Origin of the sequence: Novosphingopyxis iocasae, from assembly GCF_014334095.1 — a bacterium.
Taxonomy (GTDB): domain Bacteria; phylum Pseudomonadota; class Alphaproteobacteria; order Sphingomonadales; family Sphingomonadaceae; genus Novosphingopyxis; species Novosphingopyxis iocasae.
In genome coordinates, this window is the sequence record NZ_CP060495.1 from 2,427,265 (window position 1) to 2,446,828 (window position 19,564).

Consider the following 19,564-nt stretch of genomic DNA (forward strand, 5'->3'; position numbering starts at 1 on the left):
TGCCTTCGCCGAGAAAGGCCCATTGCTAGGCGATTAAGACAGGCTTGCACAGCAAGCCTGTCAATGAGTGCAAGTGACACCGTGAAACTCAAATCCGCAATGCGTTCAGTAGTGGCTCGGAAGCGAGGTTTGATGGAAGTCCAGTTGCCTCCCACGGACGCGATCGCGTGCCAATTAGTGCGCGCAGAGCTGATCGAGAACGAAAGCTTGCCATTCGGCGCTCTGTTTGAAGCGTTCGAAACGACCGGATTTCCCGCCGTGGCCTGCTTCCATATTGACCCGAAAAATTAGTGGGTTGTTGTCCGTTTTTAAATCCCGCAGCTTGGCAACCCATTTGGACGGCTCGTAATATTGCACCTGACTGTCCCACAGTCCGGTGCCGACATAGAGTGCCGGATAATCTTTGGCAGTTACATTGTCGTAGGGCGAATAGCTTAGCATATAATCGTAATAGCGCTTCTCGGCCGGGTTGCCCCACTCGTCATATTCAAAAGTGGTCAACGGTATAGAGGGGTCGAGCATCGTGGTGACGACGTCGACGAAAGGCACCTGCGCAACGATCACCTTGTAATCATGCGGAGCCATATTGGCGATGGCACCCATCAGTAATCCGCCAGCGCTGCCGCCCATAGCCGCGACACGGTCTTTGGCCGCATATTTTTCCTTAACGAGATAGCGCGTCACATCGATGAAGTCGGTGAACGTGTTTTTCTTATTGAGCAAATGGCCGTCATCATACCAGTTGCGGCCCATCTCCTGTCCCCCGCGGACATGGGCGATAGCATAGACAACGCCGCGATCGAGCATCCCGATCCGCCCGGGATCGACCGATGGGTCCGTGGAAGAGCCGTAGCTTCCATAAGCGTATTGAAACAGCGGTGCCGTGCCGTCACGCGGCACGCCCTTGCGATAGACCAGTGATACCGGCACGCGCGTCCCGTCACGGGCCGGCGCCCAGACGCGCTCGGTCACATAATCGTCAGGGTCATAGTTCGGCACAGGGGCGACCTTCAGCACTCGCTTTTCGCCGGTTTGCACATTCACTTCATAAGTCGTGGTAGGGGTTACGAGCGAAGCATAGGTGTAGCGGACCCATGGCGTGTCAGGCTCCTCATTCACGCCAAGGTTCATCTGGTAAGCCGGTTCGGCGGCATCCACGGTGACCGAGCGTCCATCGTCGCCGAGCAAGCGGATCATGCGATTGCCGGCCTGGCGCTGATTTATCGCGACGAAACCGGCGAAGGGTTTAAAGGCTTCGATAAAGACATCATCGCTTGCATCAGTAAGGTCACGCCAAGCGGATGGGCCGTCGGGCATATTCGCGTCGGTCACCGTCGCCAGTTTATAGTTCTTCGCGCTGCGATTGGTTCGGATGATCCATCGATTGCCTAGATGATCGGCCTGATAGCGGAATTCGCGTTCGCGTGGTGCGAGCGTTGCCAACTTATAGGGCGCGGAGGCCGGCGCGCAGCGCTGCTCATCACTGGTCGTGCTTTGCAGGATTACGCAGATATATGCGTCGTCCGTCGTTCGGGCGATACCCATCTGAAAGGTATCGTCCTCTTCCTCGTAAAGCAGACGATCCTCGGAAACAGGGCTGCCGAGCGTATGGGCCATCACGCGGTAACCGCGCAGTGTCACCGGGTCTTTCGCAATATATAGCAAAGTACGATTGTCGTCGGCCCATATGAGTTGAGGTTCGATGTCCTGCACCTCGTCGGCCAATTCCTCGCCCGTTTCGAGATTTCTGACCTTGAGGACATATTGTCGGCGTCCGACTGTATCCTGTGCCCAGCCGATCAGTTCATCATCCGGACTGACCGCCCAGTCCGATAGCGCGAAGTACGCCTTGCCTTGCGCCATTGCCGGCTCATCAAAAAGCACCTCGGCAGGCGCATCGATCTTGTCCCTTCGCCGTTCGATCACTGGATAGTCCGCGCCGTCCGCAAAGCGCGTCGCGTACCAATAGCCGTTTTTCCGATAAGGGACCGAGCTGTCGTCTTGCCTGATGTGGGAAACCGTCTCTTGATACAGCTCCGCCTCCAACGGTTTCAACCGCTCCATCATGGCATCAGCGTAGGCGTTCTCCGCGGCCAGATAGGAAAGCATGGCGGGGTCCTCCCGCGCGTCGTCACGCAGCCAGTAGTAATCGTCCGTTCGATTGCCATTGGGCGATTCAACGACATAGGGCTGCTTGGCGACCGTCGGCGGCGACGCCTCCTGCGCACGAGCAGACCATGGAATCAAAGCCGTCGCTGCCATCAAGATGTTCAAATACTTCATATCGCACGCCCCGCCTTCTGTCTCGAAGGGCGAAAACAACTCTGGATGATTGTCCAGCGCAAGCGCTTTTTCGGGGTCTTAGCGATCGGTTGATGCGAATGTGAAACGGCACCGCATATTGCACAGGGTTGACGCTAAACGCTTTGGGAAGGGGCTGCCGCGGCTGCATTAATTTGTTGCAACGCGGCAACAGTAATCGCTGGATTGTGTAGCTACGCCCGGTGAGTGGCAATGACACTTGTGCGACAAAGCGTATTTTGCTTCAAAAAAGTCAGAACATGCGTGGGGCAACGCATGATTATGTCTTTCAGGGGTATACTTGATGAGGAAAATCCAATCCGGCGGCCGCAAGGTCGCTCTTCTCGCCAGTGCTGGTTTCGCGGCTCTGGTCATCGCCACGGGGGCTCAAGCGCAGGAGGTCCAGGCCGATGGCGACCTGAGTGTGGTCGAGCCTCAGGAGCCTGGTCAGCCAGAAGAGGGCGAGGCGATCGTGGTCACCGGTTCTCGCATTGCCACTGTTACGCCCTATAACAGTCCCGACCCAATTTCGATCGTAAGCCCGGAAATCGCCCTGAAAGAAGGTCGGCTCGATCTCGCCAGTGCATTGCAAAGTTCTCCGGTGGCGGCCGGCTCCACCCAGATAACGGCGGCACTCTCTTCCAACTTCGTGACCAATGGTGGTCCGGGCGCGCAGACGATCAACCTACGCGGACTGGGAGCCAACCGTACTCTCGTCTTGCTGAACGGTCGCCGTGCGGGGCCGGCAGGCACCCGCGGTGCTGTGTCGTCGTTCGATCTTAACGTGCTGCCATTGTCGATCATCAAGGACATCCAGATCCTGAAGACCGGCGCGTCCTCAATCTATGGTTCGGACGCGGTTGCGGGCGTGGTCAACATCCTGACGCAGGACCGGGTCGATGGTCTGAAAATGAACTTCAACGTTTCCGTGCCTTTCGATTCCGGGGGTGAAGAATATCGGATCAGCGGTGCCTATGGTAAGACATTTGATCGCGGGCATTTTCTAATTGCGGGTGACTATTCGCATACCAACGAGTTGAAGCGCGGCGACCGCGATTATCTCGCATGTCCTGAAGCCTATATTTTTGACGAGAGCGGAAACCGAGCAGATCTTATCGATCCGCGCACCGGCAAACCGCACTGTGAGGATCTGCGCTGGGGCCATGTCTGGACCTACAACCTGATTGACAATTTGCGTCTCGATGGGCCGGGCGGCCCGGATACCGGGATCAACACCTCAATCGGCGGTCGCGCTGTGCTGCTTCAATATCAATATCAAAACGGGCCCGGCGCGGGAAGGCTGGGGATACCCGCTTATGGTGCACCGGCTTACCCAGGCGATTTCAGCGCACCTCCCGGTTTCTTTCCCACCGGTTACGACGCGGCCTCGATGGCGGTGCAGAACGCCTATCATCCGTTTGTCGCAGAACAGACCATCATTCCTGAAACGGACCTCTACACCGGTTACGCCGAGGCTTCGTACGAGTTCAGCGATGCAGTCGAACTGTTTGGCGAGTTCCTCTACAACAGGCGCGAGACTTATCAGAACGGCTGGCGGCAATTCTGGAACTTCGGTTACACTGGGGATCTGTACGGCAGCGGGGCCGGGAACGCTTTCAACTATTGGGGCGGCGGCTTCGAGGGCGTCAATTTCATCAGCCCGACGGCCATTACCAATCATTCCGATTCCAGCCAGCGCGTCGATTACTGGCGCGGTGTGGGGGGACTGCGCGGCGATTTCGGCTCGGGTAACCGGTGGCACTATGAGGTGCACGGCCAATACAGCAAAAGCGTCGGGCGTTACCGCAACGAGCAAATTTTGCAGGACGCTTACGACAGCGGCTATTTCCAGACATCTTCCTGCGTGGGAACGACGCTGCCGGTATCTGGAAAGCAGTGCATCGATATCCCGTGGGCGGACCCGTATTTTCTTCGGGGTGAACTTACCCCCGCGCAGGTCGATTTCCTGTTCGACTGGGAAGAAGGCCGTACCGTCTATACCCAATTGACAGGCGAAGCGACGCTGAGCGGCACGCTGTTCGATCTACCGGGCGGGCCGCTGGGAATCGCCGTGGGCGTCACCGCGCGGCAAGACAAGATTAACGACAAGCCCGGTGAGATCACTCTGGCCGCCAATGCGTGGGGCGCCTCCTCGGGCGGTATTACCGCTGGCAAAAGTGTAACCACAGAGGCTTTTGGGGAGCTCAATGTTCCCATCTTGGCGGACCGGCCGTTCTTCGAAGATCTTACACTCTCGCTTGCGGGCCGTCTCACCAATGTGGAGGCGACACGCGATTCCGATGGGGTGTCAGCATCGGATAACGGTAACTTCACCTACAAGGTCGGGCTGAACTGGGCGCTGACCGATTTCCTGAGGTTCCGTGGCAGCTACGGCACATCGTTCCGCGCTCCCGCCTTGTACGAGCTGTTTCTTGCAGATCAGACAAGCTTTTCTTCGCAGCGTTCAGACATCTGCGGAGGATACACCGGCGCTCTGGCGGCAGGTGCAATCTCCCAGCGGATCGCGGACAACTGCGCCGCGGATGGCATTCCGGCTAATTTTCAGGCGGGTGCTATCACCTTTACCACTTTCTCGTCTGGGGGCCTTGGGACGGTTAAGTCCGAGACCTCGAAAGCGAAAACGGTTGGTGTCGTGCTGACACCGCCGCGGTTTTTGGGAACGGACTTCAGCCTAGCTGTCGATTATTTTGATATCGACGTGAAGGGGCAGATCGATCAGCTCGGGCCGGGCAATATCATTTTTGGGTGCTATGATTCCCAGAATTTCGGCAGCGAGCCCTTGTGCGATCTGATCACCCGGAATCGCGACGCAAATACCTCGACGGCATTCCAGATTACTGGGGTTCGCGATCCGTATATCAATATCTCGCAGCAGCGGAACAGGGGTCTGGATCTCTCGGGCCGGGCGCGCCACGATGCCGGAAATCTGGGTACGTTCTCGCTCAGCGCGGAAATGACTTGGCAGTTTCAGGACGACGTCTTGCTACTGCCGACGTCGCCGGTCGTCTCCAACAATGGTGAGGCCGGATCTCCGCGCTGGGTCGGTGATTTCCGGCTCAACTGGAGTTCTCCCTCCTCGGGCACCAGCATTTTCTATGGCATCAACGTGATCGGCGGGACTTCCGACCAAGGCGATTTCAACGATCGCTACGGTGGCCCCTGCATCACTTCGGTTAATCCGAATGACGGAAATCCGGTTCCGATCTACGGTACCTATTGCCCCGATCTGACGATTCCGGCGACGTTCTATCACAATATTTCAATTACGCAGGATATTGCCGATGGCGACTTCTCGATCACCGCTGGCATCAGCAATCTGTTCGATACCCGTCCGCCGCGCGTTTCGGTGCTGAACGGCGGGCAGATCGGTCTGCTCGGCCCGGTCGTCAGCACGTCGCAATATCCGTTCGTGGGACGGCGTGCGTTTGTGAACGTATCGGCAAATTTCTAAGATCGATCTGATCGCGGCCCCAGCCTGGCCGGCGGTTTAATTAAATATCTCAGCAAGAGGCGGTGTGGTGACGCACCGCCTCTTCGTGTTAAAGTAGCCGCAAAGGAGTAAAGATGCCCGAGATCTACGTTCAGCGGGACAATCTCGACGAAGCCAATGCGGCTTTTGCACAGGCTCCGTTACATCGGCCGGTGTTTCTCAACTCCGTTCCAAAGAGCGGCAGCCACCTCTTGCGTAACATCTTGCGAATGTTTGTGCCGGTGGAACAACAATATTCTGCTGATTTCATCCAGTGGCCAAATCTGCGCCAACATCTGGCTGCGTTCGATCCGGTCAGCCCCATGCTCAGCTGGGGGCATTTGTTCTTCGCTGACGGCCCGGCCATCGCCACCGCTGAAGCGCGCCGCATTCTGCTCTACAGGGACCCGTATGACTGGGTCCTGGCTCGCGCTCGCTTCATTCTATCCGATCAGTTTGAGGGCGATCTCGATCATCTGCGCAGCGACAAGATTACGACCGATGAACTCCTTACGATGATGATTTTCGGTCTTCCGCGCACGCTGCCGTCGCTCAACGACATCTACGAACTCAACGCCGCAGCGTGGCTGGGAACGAACTGCTTCGTTGTGACCTATGAAAAACTGGTCCATCACTTGGCCGATCTGGGGCATGCCGAGGCAAAACTGTTCTTTTCGTCGCTTCTGGACGCTTGTGGCATCTCCCTGCCGGATGACTGGCGCGAACGGGTAAGGTTGGGCGCCGATCGTAAGGAAAGCGCCACCGCTCGCGAGCGATTGACGGGACAGATCGAGGATTTGCCGGAACGTCTTGGTGATCGCCACCGGGCGCTTGTCGATTATCAGGCACCGGGCCTCCGCGCTATCCTGGGTTATGAATGAGGGGCGAGCGATGACGGGCCGACGAGCGGGAACGATTACCGCATATCCCGAGCTTTCTCGGATCGACGCGCTGATTGAGAAGAATGCTTTCGATGCAGCGGCGAAAGCGCTCATCGGCTTCATGCGCGATCATCCTGAGCACCCCCAGGCGTACGCACGACTGGGTCATGTCGCCAACAGGCTGGGTGCGTTGGGGCAGGCCAGCCATTTCCTGCGCAAGGCTATCGCTGGCGGGGTGCGGGAGTTCGAAGTCAGGCGCGAGCTCGCATCGGTGCTGCACCAGCAGGACAGGCCGGAAGCGGCGATCCCGATGTTCGAGGCACTTTTGCAGGAGCGCGAGGATCCAACGCTTCGCGGGATTCATGCCGGTTTGCTCGAGAAGATCGGGCGCTACCAAGAATCGCGGGAAATCTTCGCGAAACTTGCGCATGACAATCCAACCAATCTGGCAATCTGGATAAGCTACGGCCACAGTCTGCGTGCCGGCGGACAAGTCGATCAGGCGATCGCGGCCTATCGTCATGTGATTGCAGCTGATGATGGTTTGGGCGATGCTTGGTGGGGGCTGGCCAGCATCAAGCGAGTGACGTTGGACGATGATGACATTGCGCGAATGCGCGATGCTCTGGCTATCGCGGTCGATGTCGGTAACGAAGCTCCGCTGCATTTCGCTCTCGCTAAGGCGCTGCATGACCGCGGCGATTTTGCATCTGCGTTCGAGCATTATGGTGAAGGCAACCGGTTGCGGGCAGAAAGACTGCAATATCAGGCCGACGAGCTGAGCGAGGAAATTGACGAAATTGAAAATCTGGTGAGCGAGGACTTTCTCGCGCGCTTCCCGATCGAACCGATCTCAGACGACCGCCCTATATTCATCATTTCGCTACCGCGATCGGGTTCTACCTTGCTTGAACAGATGCTGGGAAGCCATTCGCGCATCGAGCCGCTTGGTGAGTTGCCCTATGCCCCCGCAATCCTGCGCAGCTTCATGGAAGGCGTTACGCGTCGCGGAAAAATAAGCGTGCCCCGTGCGATCTCCGGCCTATCTGACGATCAGGCAAAGGCGATGGGCCAAGATTATTTGAGGCGGGCCAAACTGCATCGCAAGACAGGCAATCCCTTCTTTATCGACAAGCTGCCGCACAACTGGAGCAACGTTCTCTTCATCCGGCGTATTCTGCCGCAAGCGCGTTTTATCGATATCCGCCGGCCGGCAATGGACTGTTGCTTCTCCAACTATAGCCAGTCCTTCACCAGCGCTCATGCCTCGTCCTTCACATTGCGCGATGTCGCGCGCAGCTACAAAGATAATGTGCGCCTGATGCAGCACTTCGACCGCGTGGCACCCGGCCTGATTGCGCATGTGGATTACCGTGCCTTAGTATCTGAACCACGCGACCAGATAGAGCGGACGCTGGCTTATCTGGGACTGAAATGGGAGGACGCAGTTCTGGAATTTCACAAGCTCGACCGCGTCGTTCGAACCCCCAGCAGCGAACAGGTTCGCCGACCGCTCAACGCAGATGGTGTCGCCGTCTGGAAACCTTATGCCCAATGGTTGGGTCCGCTCCGAGAAGAACTGGGGCCACTGGCAGACATATGAGCTGAGCGAGAAGTGACAAAATTGCCTGACCTTGAAGTTTGCCCTGCCAAACGAACGACTGTCGGAGCTGTGAGCGAATTATGGATCGGCTGAGGTCACCACTTGTGATGAGATAAACGATCAGGTGAAGTCCGTTGTCCATTCGTGACAGCGGCGATCGGTTGCAACTATCGCAAACTGATCCGTGCCGTGCCTTCGATGCGCGTTGGCAGAAACAGACCTTGGCCGGTTGCAGATATCGTGCCGGTCTGGACGCTGTCGATATCGGCCCGGATGGTGAACTGGCCCTCGCGTTTTGCGGCGATGGCGCGCTCCACTTTTTTCAGCAGATCGTTGAAATCGTCTTGGAAGTTCTGTTCCAGCGATGACGCGATGAGTTCCGTAATGCCCGGCGCATTGGCGAGATCGAGGATAAGGTCTCCGCCGGTGACGTCGGTGGTTCCGCTGATCGACAGATCCTGGAACCGGACAACGCGCGAATTCTGTTTGTTCATCGGTTTGGCCGTGAGCCAGACCGTGCCTTTCGCGATCTCTCCACGCTTGCCCTGCGGATGGGCGGCAAAATTGACCCCCACGGCCATTCGCCCGTTTTTCGTGCCGTAGATCGTGACGCGTTTGAAGCTTGCGATAACCGGGCCGATACCAGGCACAGCGATCGGTTGCGCGGCGCGCTTGGTCAGCGCTTTCATCAGAACCGGTTCCAGTTCCTTGTAACTGGCCACCACCGGGATCACAAAGGCGACCCTTCCGGCCTTGTTCTGCATCGGCGTCATGGATGGCAACGGCGTGGGTTCAGGTGCATCCGGCTTATTGCCCACGAAGCTTTCGGTGACGGCTTCCATGCCCAGGCGCAGGCGCATCGTGCGGCCATCAACATCATAGCCGCCATAATGCAGCGCCGTCGGCTTGACGCGCAGCCAAACCGGCGGATTCTCTCTGTTCAGGGACAGGACGGTAAAGGCAGACGCCCAGCCTTCCTGAACCTTCTGGCGGATACCGAGCTTTTTAAGTTCCTTCGGTAAATCGCGCTCCAGCCGGGCGATTACCGGCTTCAGCTTGGCATCGGCCTGGCTGGTGAAATCGATGCGCTGACCCAGAATTTCGGCATGGGGCGCATTGGTCCAGTCATATTTCAGATCGACCGTGCCGTGCGGCGTCCAGTTCTTGTCCAGATCCAGGTGGATCACCGCATGCGCCATCGCATCCGCGGTTGCCGTCTCCTGCGCGATAATCCCGCCGATATTCTCTGCGTGGAGAACCGCATGGAGGGGAATTGCGGCACGGATGGTCTGTCCCGATCCAGAAAGCCGCAACTTCCCGCGCGTGACCGTTCCGACAATGCGGCACTTGATGCGAGGGGTCTTGACCGTCGCAATGCCCAGATCGATGCCCTTGGATGCGACGCAGGTCTGCCCGGGCTTGTCGATCGACCAGAGTTTGCGCGGAATATCGCGCTCTAGTGCCGCGGCCAGCGAATCGAGCTTGGCGGTTACCGGAACGGCGATCTGCGAAGGGGCGGACTTGACGGTGATCGGTGTGGTTACCCGCGGCGGCGCTTCGTTCTTGGGCGATCCGCTGCACGCGGCGAGCAACGATAGCGAGGCGAGGGCTGGAAGGGTAACGCGCACAGGACAGGCTCCGAAAATATTTAGCCGCAAACGGATGAAAACCCGTTTGTTTTCCCGGGCGCGACGCTGGGATGTCCTTTTCATCTCTGGAGGATGGCCGGTTCGCAGAGAAGCCCTGTCGGCGGCGATTGCCATAGGGCGGCCGCGCTCAATCGGCGCGCCAGCGCATTACCCGGTAGAGATAAGCCAGAACGATTATGCCGACGATGACGTTGGAGACGGGATTGATCCAGGTCTGGACCAGTTCATAGCGGTCTCCCAGCATATAGCCTCCAAAGGTGAGCAACGCGGTCCATCCCACGGTGCCGATGGTGGAGTAGATGAGAAACCGGCCAAGCGACATTTCGAAAATTCCGGCCGGGACCGAAATGAGAGTGCGGACCGCGGGGACGAGACGACCCAACAGAACCGCCTTCTCGTTATGCTTGTCGAACCAGCGGTTGACCCGTTCGACCTCGCTGGCGCTCAAGGTGAGCAGCCTTCCGTGACGGCTGGCAAACCGTTTGAGCCGATCCTCACCGATCCAGCGCCCGATGACATACCAGAAGAGTGCGCCTGCCACTGAACCGATGCTGCCTGACAGGATGACCAGATAGACGTTCATGTCACCGCGCGCCGCATCGAAGCCGGCGAGCGGCATGATGAGTTCGGACGGGATCGGCGGGAAAACATTTTCCAGCAGCATCAACAGTGCAATGCCGACATAGCCGAGCTGATCGAGGAGATGCGTAATCCATTCGAACATCGCTCTTTTCCCTTTGGAGCTGCAGGCCGGGCCCAGTGGATTGAAATGTTCGGGCGCGATGAACGATCCGTCTGGTCACGCCTGGCAGCGCCGAATACGGCGCGCGCAAATTGCTCCCTCAACATTTCGAGCAAGGCCATGCGCCTCGGTTCTGATCGCCATTCTGTCGAGTTGGTAACATTTTTACGACAGCTCAAGCTCGATCTGTTCAGACCATATTGCCAAGTCACAAAATCGTAACTAGCAGTTAACCAGGTTTCGACCGTTGCCCGCGAAACCTGAGTTTGTGAGGTGCGTATCTTTGCCACTTTCCACAAAGTTGCCACAAGCATTGGCCTCGGCGCTTTTGCCGCGTTTGTCGTTGCTTGCGCCCCGGCCGGTCACGCGGCCCAGAATGCCGCTGCCGTTGAGCGTCCGTCTGACCGCGCGTTCATGAGCGTGCCGCAGGCCTATAAGGATATCAAGCGGTTACAGGTGCTTTGCCTGGTTCAGACCGGCGGTGCCGTGGCTTCCGATGCCGATCGCGCCCGGCTCTGCGAGACGGTTGTCCGTCTGGCGGGTGCTGGGACGCATACTCCGGTCAGTGCCATTTCCCTTGGCGATCCTAGTGTCGTGGCACCAGGCCGTCTTACAATTCTGGTGCATGCAGCGGTTTCGGGGACAGGTTTCAATCGCCGCGTCATTCTCACGATGAGGCCGTATCGGCCCGCAGTTGCTGGATCGGACGTTCTGTTTGGCGCGATGCCGCGCCTTGCCGAATTAGCGGACGATTCTTCACTCGATGCGGCGGTCAGCGCGTCGCTCGATGAAATTTTACCCTGGCGAGTAAGGAATTCAGGGGCTCGCCGGATCGATTAATCTGTTGTCTTAATGGAGGGAATGCACGGATGTCGGATAATATCTCAAGCAGCTCACAGGGCTTGCTCTTGCACGAAGGGGACGGGCCGGCCTTCGATCCGGATGTGTTGGAGCCGCATATCAATCCTTCCGATGCCGTGGATGCGTCGGTGGACTATCTCGCAGGTACCACAGCTGCCAATGGCAAGCCGATCTGGTCGGTTCAGGAAATTGCCGCGCATCTTAACCGTTCGGGGGCCAGCTGGACGGGCGGCCCCGACCCCGCTCCGCAGCGCGGCGACGACGATCCGACGACAATTAATTTCGGTTTCTTCGAAAACCAGGGTGAGCTGTTCGAAAATGGCTATGTCTATTTCGTCGGCAACAACGGTTACGGCCTGAGCGAATATTTCAATTTCGCTTCGTTCAGCGAGGCCCAGCGCGCCGCCACCCGCGAATCGATCCAGAGCTGGGACGATGTCATTAGCCTATCGTTTCACGAGACGGCGGCCGGCGACGCCGATATCAACTTCGGTAATCTGGCAAATGCGCCCACCACGCAGGCCTATGCCCGGCTCCCCTTTGGCACGCTTTCCAGCAATGCCGCGGTCAACGCGCAGGTGCAGCCGATCGCGGGAGATGTCTGGATCTCGGCCAGCCAGGCGAGTAATTTCTGGCTCGATGAGGGAGGTTATGGTCTCCAGACTCTGACGCATGAGATCGGTCACGCACTGGGTTTGTCGCATCCTGGTGGTTATAATGCGGCGCCTGGCGTTTCGATCACCTATAATGCGAACGCTGAATATTATCAGGACGTACGCGCTTACACGGTGATGTCGTACTTCAACGCGAGTTCGGTTGGCATCCGCCATTTCGATTTTCATGTATCGACACTGGCCTATGCAGGCGTGCCTTTGATCCATGACATCGCAGCCGCTCAGGCGATCTATGGGGCGGATATGACGACCCGCACCGGGGACACCACCTACGGCTTCAACAGCAATGCTGGCCGCGATGCGTTCGATTTCGATCTGACTCCTGCACCTGTCATGGCAATTTGGGACGCCGGAGGCATCGATACGCTCGATGCTTCGGGCTACGCCACCAATCAGATTATCGATTTGCGCGAAGGCGCACTGTCGAGCATCGGCGGAGTAACCTTTGAAACCGCGCCATCGTTCGAAGAGGTCAATGCCAATCGTGCCGCCGTCGGACTTCCGCCAGTAAGCCAAGCAACCTATGATGCGAACATGGCTGCGCTGGAGGCCAATCCGGCAGTGGGCGCGCTTACCGACAATGTCGGCATCGCTTATGGCGCGGTGATCGAAAACGGTATCGGCGGCAGCGGCCACGATCTGCTGGTTGGCAACAAGGCGTCGAACGTGCTGATCGGCAACGATGGCGACGATACCTTCGTCGGCGGCGATTCGGTCGACTTCTTCACCGGCGGTGCTGGCAAGGATACGTTCTTTGCCGAAATCAACGCCACGAAGGTAGCTGCCAAGTCGGGATCGATTTCGGTCGATGTCATCACCGATTTCGAAACCGGCATCGACATGATCGATCTTGGGCTGATTGATGCGAACACCTCTATCGATGGTCAGCAAGGCTTCGTCTTGGTCAAGAATTCCACCGGAGAGGCCGGTCAGCTCTGGACGAAGACTTTCGGCAATATCAATGCTGCTGAAAAGTCGCTTGGTATCGATATTCCGGGCCTGAGCGGTCCTAATGTCAATCTTGGCAAGGTCACCGTGGTATTCGGTGACGTGGACGGTGGCGGTGCGGATTTCGCATTCTTCCTAATTGGTACGTCCAAGGTTTCGGCAGCCGATTTCGTCAATCTTGCCGGAGACGCCGCTGACGGCGGCACGATTTCTGCGGCGCTCGCCAATGTGCTGGCCTCCAGCGGCGGCGTATCCGGTCTTGCTGCTGCGGCGTCGGCGCAGTCTCCCCTGTTTGCTGAACAGGGCATCGACGATTTGCTGGGCAAGATTTTCGATGTTTCGGCAACTACCGGCGATGTGGAGGCTCTCAGCGCAGCCGCCAAGGTGTCAGGAAACGCCGTTGGTGCCCTGTTCAACGGCGGCCAGAGCTTTGACGATCTCTATCTCACCAACATGGCGATGGCTGCCTGATCCAAACCATCAGGGACACAAAAGAGGGCGCGCCAGTCACCTGGCGCGCCCTTATTTTGTGCTGAATGATCCCGAAGGTTACGCTCTCGAACTTTTAGATTGGTGCTTTAACTGCACCCGTCATCAGCCGATGAGCTTTACGATTTGCTGCACTGCCAGCACGACGAAGAGAATGGCAGAGCCCGCCAGGGTTATGTTGGCAAGGACGCCATTGCGCGCTTCAGCGGGCAGTCGCTCCGAATTGTTGAGTATCAGCAGCGTCACCGCCAGAAACGGCATGAACAGCGCGCCGAACGCGCCATAAATGATGACGAGCAGGAAGGGCCTGTCTGCGAATAGCAGCAGCATCGGCGGGAAAGTGAGCCAGAGGAGGTAGAAGCGATAGGCACCGCTGCCCTCATGCCCGCCCTCGTTGCGGCCTTTCAGCTGATACCACCAATCGGAAAAAAACAGGCTCATGCCCTGCCAAACGCCGAGGAGCGAGGAGACGGACGTGGCGGCAAAGCCTATGAGGAAAAGCATTGCGATGGTCCGTCCGAAGCGCTCCTCCAATACGCCGGAGAGGCCGAGCAGGCCCTGATCGCTATCCTGTAGCGCGATGCCGGCGGAATAAAGAAGCTCCGCGCCGACGACCAGCATCGCGATCACAAAAATGCCCGTGACGATATATGCGACCGAATTGTCGACGCGCATCATCGGCAGCCACGGCGTGCCGCGCCATCCCTTCGCTTGTGTCCAGTATCCGTAAGCGGCGGTGGTGATTGTGCCGCCGACGCCGCCGATCAGGCCTAGTGTGTAGAAGAGAGAGTCCTCGGGCAACGAGAACGCCATGCCGCGGGCCAGATCTGGCAGAGAGGGGGCAACCAGTATGGCAAGGCCAACCATGATGACAAACATCGTGCCGACCAGCGCTTTCATCACCACTTCGAATGTCTCGTAATTGTTGAACCAGACGAACACGAAACCGAAGATGCCGGCAATAATTGCCCATGCGCGTAGCGATAGACCTGGGAAGAGCGCGGTAAGGGGCAGCGCCGTCGCGCTCATCGCGGTGGCGCCGTAGATGAAGCCCCAGATAATGACGTAGATGCCGAAATACCAGCTGGTCCATCGGCCGAGCGATCGCCAGCCGGCCAAGATGGTGGAGCCGGTAGCGAGATGATAGCGGGCCGAACCTTCGGACAAGGCAATCTTGACGATGCAGCCGACCACCGCGGCCCAGAGCAGCGCATAGCCGAACCGCGATCCGGCGATCAGCGTGGCGACGAGATCGCCTGCGCCCACCCCCGTCGCCGCCACGACGATACCGGGGCCCAGATGCCGCCACATCTTTGAACGTGGCGGCGGGGCCTGCCGGGCATCGGGGCCCTCGGCATCGGCGGCGCGATCGTCCTCCGCCTTCTTGTGGGTGTCCTGCATCCTGCCCCCTGTCGCCGTCCAACTGCTACAATCTCGCTGCGCCCGTATAGAGGCGAAAACGGCGGCTGCGCGGCTATTTTTCCGGAACGGTCAGATCGGGGTCCTGATCGATACGGGGCAGCTCGCCCGACGTGGCAGCCTGGAACTGGGCGAGGTCGAAATTTCCCTCCCAGCGGCTGACGACGATGGTGGCAACCGCGTTGCCGATGAAATTGGTCAGGCTGCGGCATTCGGACATGAACCGGTCGATGCCCAGGATCAGCGCCATGCCCGCCACCGGGACGCTCGGCACGATGGAGAGGGTGGCGGCCAAGGTGATGAACCCGGCACCCGTGACACCCGCTGCGCCTTTTGAAGAAATCATGGCGACCGAAAGCAGAGCGATCTGCTCGCCCAGCGTTAGCTCGATACCTGTCGCCTGCGCGATGAACAGTGCGGCGAGCGTCATATAGATGTTGGTGCCGTCCAGATTGAACGAATAGCCGGTGGGCACGACGAGTCCGACGACTGTCTTGGGGCAACCGGCGCGCTCCATCTTCTCGATCAGCGAGGGCAGGGCACTTTCCGAGCTCGACGTGCCGAGCACCAGCAGCAGCTCCGCCTTCAAATAGGAGATCAGCCGGAAGATTGAGAACCCGCAGAGCCGCGCGACGATGCCGAGCACGCCCAGCACGAACACCAAGGCGGTGAGGTAAAAGGTCGCTACCAGCTCGGCGAGATTGGCCAGCGTACCGATGCCATAGGCACCGATGGTGAAGGCGATCGCGCCGAACGCGCCGATGGGGGCTGCGCGCATGATCAGCGATACGAACTTGAAGACGATCGTGGAAATATCTTCCAGCACGCTCAGGATGCGGTCACCGCGCTCACCCACAAGTGCTAGGCTGATGCCGAACAGCACCGAAACGAACAGCACCTGAAGGATCGAGCCGCTGGTGAGCGCGGACACCATCGTGTCGGGGATGATGCCGAGCAGGAAGCCGCTGATGGAGCTTTCATGCGCTTTGGCGGCGTAATCGGCGACGGCGCTGGAATCGAGCGTGGCCGGATCGATGTTCAGTCCCGCGCCGGGCTGCACGACATTGCCGATGATCATGCCGATAATCAGCGCCAGCGTGGAGAAGAAGATGAAATAGGCAAAGGCTTTGCCTGCGACGCGCCCGATCTTCGCCAGATCGCGCATCCCGGCGATACCGGTGACGATGGTGAGGAAAATCACCGGCGCGATGATCATCTTGACCAGCTTTATGAAAGCATCGCCGAGTGGCTTCATCGCCTCGCCGGTCTGCGGCGCGAAATGCCCAAGCAGGACGCCCGCGATGATCGCGATAAGCACCTGTGCGTAGAGATGTTGCCACCAGGCGCGCGATTTCGGCGGCATGGCGGGTTCGGCGGAATGCTGAACGTGGCGCATGGTCATTTCCTCTCCCAAGGTCCCTGCCGAACGGCTGTCCTTCATCTGCAGATGCGTGGAGCGGACACGGGCAGAAGTCCATCATGCCGAATCCGGGTCACTCCAGGATTCCCATGGTAAACTTTCGGGGAAATGTCAGGCCATTGCTGAAAATGGTTCGCGAAGGCCCCGCGCCGTCCGCGCATTTCCTGTTGGCAAGAGCAACACGCGCGCTGCGTTATCAGCAGATGTCAGAACAGTCCGTCGTCCTCATCATCGTCGTCATCGCCAAATAGACCGAGATCGTCCGCGTCCGAATTGTCGACAACCGGTTCTGGTATGGGAGAGAAAGCGCGGTGGATGTCGCGTTCCTGGGCCATCGAATAGAGCTTGGCGATCTGCGGCAACAGGACGGCTAGATGGTCCAGAGCCGCTTCGCACGGTTCCGCTGCCCCCCGCGCCAAAGCCGAGAGGCCGTCGCCCGCGCTTAACATCGCTTCTTCCAGCGCCAGTTCATCGGCGAGGTCGGTTCCGGTGCGGTTGAGCAGTTCGATCAGATGGCTGGCATCCGCCCGGCCCTGTTCGAGGCCGGCGTCGTTGGTGCTGCATCCTTTTTGCACAATCTCCAACGCGCCGCCAAGACCGCCATCGTCCAGATCCCGGGGGCGCTCTTCCTGGATCGAAGAGCTTTCCGAGGAAAGACGCCTGATCGTATGGATCGTTTCGTCCAGTTCCTCGCCCAGCTGGTTGCACAGCACGTCGATTTCCTTGGCAACCACCAGCACCGCGCGGCCCGTGTCGCCTGACCGGCGGCAGAGGAGGGAGGTGTTCATCGCTATGTTGCGAAGATCGACCCGTAGCCAGTGAAGCACCTGCAGCTTCGCATCGAGCCCCGCCAGCGTGGACGCCACCATTTCGACAAGCCGCCCCGATTGCTCCTCGGTGGTCTGCAGGCGGTCCGTCAGATCGTCCATCTGGATGATGCTGCGCTCGACTTCCTGCAAGATCTGCGGACCGTTCGATCCGCCGTCCGTCTCGATGACGGAGAGAAGGCGCGTGGTGTGCGGCCCGATGTCCTGCAAGGATCGCAGAAGCGTATTTGCGCCTGCTGAGAAGTCCTCGGCGGCGCCGACAAGCTGTCCTGCGAGAAGCGCGTAGATGCTCGATCGAACCGCCTGCTCCACTTCCGGTGCTGGCGCGGCATCCGCGGACCAGCCATCCAGAATTTCCAGCGTCTCGACCACATGTTCCACCCGCTGGCGGGTGCTGTCGCCAACCTGCAGAGCCCCCAGGACGGTGGCCACCTCTCGCTGGATATCGCCGGCAATGGAGAAGATATCGCGCGCCAGTTCGCTCATCGATTGCATGTGCTGTTGAAGCGAGGCGGCGTCGGCGGCAAGCTGCTGCGGCACGGCGGGGACAACACGCTCGCATTCCCGCCGCAGCGGGTCGATGGCGCTGCCTGCCTCTTTCAGATCAGGGGCAAGCCGGTCCAGCATGGCGCCAATGCCGTCCAGCTCAACCAGCCCGCCGTCCAGGCGCAGATTGAGGTCGTCGACGAACTTGATGAAGCCTTCGCCTCCGCCAGCGGCGATCTTGATGTTGAGCCCATAGATGCGAAGGACATCGAGGAGCCTGCGCATTTCGACGAGGTGCTTTTCCAGCGTCTCCGAATGCGATCGCGCCGCATCCAGAGTGAGTTCCCTGGCCTGAAGCGTATCGGGCAGGCTGCCGAGCCTTTCGGCCATGTCCGTCAGGGTTGCGATCGCATCGCGCGCGGAGGTATCGTCGAGGGCGGAGCTGATGTCCTTCAGCACCGCCATGAGGCGGTCGATTGTCTCGATCGCGGTCATCAGCATTGTGCCGGCCTCGACAAACCGCCGATCCATTCCGGCGGCAAGGCTGGAGAGACCGGCGGCGATACTACGGCTGTCCTGACCGCCGCCGGCGGGGGGCGAACCCGCAGCGCCGTCCGTCGGGAGCGGCCCACCGTTCTGCGTATCGAGCGCTTCGGCAAGCTCTGCGGACAGATCGGAGAAGTGCATGCTCATCGTTGGGATGCTCGCAGTAATTCGTTAGCAATTTGCCCCAAGGGCAGAATGCGGTCTGTCGCACCGCGCGCGATCGCTTCCTTGGGCATGCCGAAGACGATCGAGGTCGCCTCGTCCTGGGCCATGGTGCGTGCGCCCGCCTCCTTCATTTCCAGAAGCCCGCGCGCGCCGTCGTCGCCCATGCCGGTCATGATGATCCCCACCGCGTTCGACCCGGCGGTGCGCGCGGCCGAGCGGAACAGCACGTCGACCGAGGGCCGGTGCCGCGACACCAGCGGCCCTTCGCGGACCGAGACATAATAGCGCGCGCCCTGCCGCTCCAGCATGGTGTGGCGCAGACCGCCGGGCGCGATCAGCACATGACCGCGCATCACGGTATCCCCGTTTTCGGCCTCTTTCACATCCACCTTGCACAGGCCGTTGAGCCGTTTGGCAAAGGCTTTGGTGAAGCTTTCGGGCATGTGCTGGACCACCACGATACCGGGCGAATTGGCCGGCAGCGCCTCCAGCACTTCGCGCAGCGCTTCGGTGCCGCCGGTGGAGGCGCCGATGCATACCACCATTTCGGTGGTGCGGCGCATGGCGCCGGCGCTGGGCGGCGGCATCATCGCGTCGGCGGTGAGCTTTTGCTGCGGGCCCTCATCCTTGCGGGCCGCGGACCGCCTGCCGAGACGCGCCTGCGCCGCGCCCTTCACCGTTTCGCGAATGCGCATATGCGCTTCGTTCAGATGATCGGCGACACCCATGCGCGGCTTCAGGATCACATCGACTGCGCCAGCCTCCATCGCCTGAAGCAGCGTTTCGGACCCTTCTTCCACCAGCGAGGAACACATCACCACGGGCACCGGGCACTGGCTCATCAATTTGCGCAGAAAGGTGATGCCGTCCATGCGCGGCATTTCGACGTCGAGCGTGACCACATCGGGCATTTCGGCCTGGATATAGCGCGCCGCAGCGAAGGGATCGGACGCCGCAGCGATCACCTCGATCTCCGGGTCCGCCGAAAGAATGGCGGTCATCGCCTGCCGGACGCTGGCGGAATCGTCGATCACCAGGACGCGGATAGTTTTCTTCGGCATCG

At 59.3% G+C, this 19,564-nt stretch carries 12 protein-coding genes; 5 read left to right on the top strand and 7 right to left on the bottom strand.

Annotated elements, in window-relative coordinates; genetic code table 11:
- Window positions 1-174: 174 nt before the first annotated feature.
- Window positions 175-2,283 (bottom strand): S9 family peptidase, encoded by a 2,109-nt coding sequence (locus tag H7X45_RS11660; RefSeq protein ID WP_187335027.1) that lies wholly within the window; start codon window positions 2,281-2,283, stop codon window positions 175-177.
- Between the two features lie 322 nt (window positions 2,284-2,605).
- On the opposite strand from H7X45_RS11660, the gene H7X45_RS11665 reads away from it, so the two are divergent.
- The 3 genes from H7X45_RS11665 to H7X45_RS11675 all read left to right on the top strand — a co-directional run bounded on the left by H7X45_RS11665 (window position 2,606) and on the right by H7X45_RS11675 (window position 8,275).
- Window positions 2,606-5,773 (top strand): TonB-dependent receptor domain-containing protein, encoded by a 3,168-nt coding sequence (locus H7X45_RS11665; RefSeq protein WP_187335028.1) that lies wholly within the window; start codon window positions 2,606-2,608, stop codon window positions 5,771-5,773.
- A gap of 113 nt (window positions 5,774-5,886) precedes the next feature.
- Window positions 5,887-6,672 carry a hypothetical protein gene (locus tag H7X45_RS11670; protein ID WP_187335029.1) on the top strand — a complete coding sequence of 262 codons (786 nt, stop codon included), beginning with the start codon at window positions 5,887-5,889 and terminating at the stop codon, window positions 6,670-6,672.
- Window positions 6,605-8,275, top strand: a complete 1,671-nt coding sequence (locus H7X45_RS11675) for a tetratricopeptide repeat-containing sulfotransferase family protein (protein ID WP_246449896.1) — start codon at window positions 6,605-6,607, stop codon at window positions 8,273-8,275. The genes H7X45_RS11670 and H7X45_RS11675 overlap by 68 nt, the downstream gene beginning before the upstream one ends.
- Before the next feature lie 167 nt (window positions 8,276-8,442).
- Here the strand turns inward: H7X45_RS11675 and H7X45_RS11680 are convergent, their stop codons facing one another.
- Both H7X45_RS11680 and H7X45_RS11685 read right to left on the bottom strand, forming a co-directional pair.
- Window positions 8,443-9,903 carry a DUF4403 family protein gene (locus tag H7X45_RS11680; protein ID WP_246449450.1) on the bottom strand — a complete coding sequence of 487 codons (1,461 nt, stop codon included), beginning with the start codon at window positions 9,901-9,903 and terminating at the stop codon, window positions 8,443-8,445.
- 148 nt (window positions 9,904-10,051) lie between these two features.
- Window positions 10,052-10,648 carry a DedA family protein gene (locus H7X45_RS11685; RefSeq protein ID WP_187335032.1) on the bottom strand — a complete coding sequence of 199 codons (597 nt, stop codon included), beginning with the start codon at window positions 10,646-10,648 and terminating at the stop codon, window positions 10,052-10,054.
- Window positions 10,649-10,939: 291 nt separating this feature from the next.
- On the opposite strand from H7X45_RS11685, the gene H7X45_RS11690 reads away from it, so the two are divergent.
- Window positions 10,940-11,506: a hypothetical protein gene (locus tag H7X45_RS11690; RefSeq protein ID WP_187335033.1), complete on the top strand. Its 567-nt coding sequence runs from the start codon at window positions 10,940-10,942 to the stop codon at window positions 11,504-11,506.
- Window positions 11,507-11,535: 29 nt separating this feature from the next.
- Window positions 11,536-13,620, top strand: coding sequence for a M10 family metallopeptidase C-terminal domain-containing protein (locus tag H7X45_RS11695; RefSeq protein WP_187335034.1), 2,085 nt, complete (start codon window positions 11,536-11,538; stop codon window positions 13,618-13,620).
- Window positions 13,621-13,743: 123 nt separating this feature from the next.
- Here the strand turns inward: H7X45_RS11695 and H7X45_RS11700 are convergent, their stop codons facing one another.
- From H7X45_RS11700 to H7X45_RS11715, 4 genes are all read right to left on the bottom strand, one after another.
- Window positions 13,744-15,039, bottom strand: coding sequence for an Nramp family divalent metal transporter (locus H7X45_RS11700; RefSeq protein WP_214645491.1), 1,296 nt, complete (start codon window positions 15,037-15,039; stop codon window positions 13,744-13,746).
- Between the two features lie 73 nt (window positions 15,040-15,112).
- Window positions 15,113-16,459 carry a dicarboxylate/amino acid:cation symporter gene (locus tag H7X45_RS11705; RefSeq protein ID WP_425498170.1) on the bottom strand — a complete coding sequence of 449 codons (1,347 nt, stop codon included), beginning with the start codon at window positions 16,457-16,459 and terminating at the stop codon, window positions 15,113-15,115.
- Window positions 16,460-16,683: 224 nt separating this feature from the next.
- Window positions 16,684-18,483, bottom strand: coding sequence for a hypothetical protein (locus tag H7X45_RS11710; protein WP_187335035.1), 1,800 nt, complete (start codon window positions 18,481-18,483; stop codon window positions 16,684-16,686).
- Window positions 18,480-19,562 carry a protein-glutamate methylesterase/protein-glutamine glutaminase gene (locus H7X45_RS11715; protein ID WP_187335036.1) on the bottom strand — a complete coding sequence of 361 codons (1,083 nt, stop codon included), beginning with the start codon at window positions 19,560-19,562 and terminating at the stop codon, window positions 18,480-18,482. The genes H7X45_RS11710 and H7X45_RS11715 overlap by 4 nt, the downstream gene beginning before the upstream one ends.
- Window positions 19,563-19,564 lie beyond the last annotated feature (2 nt).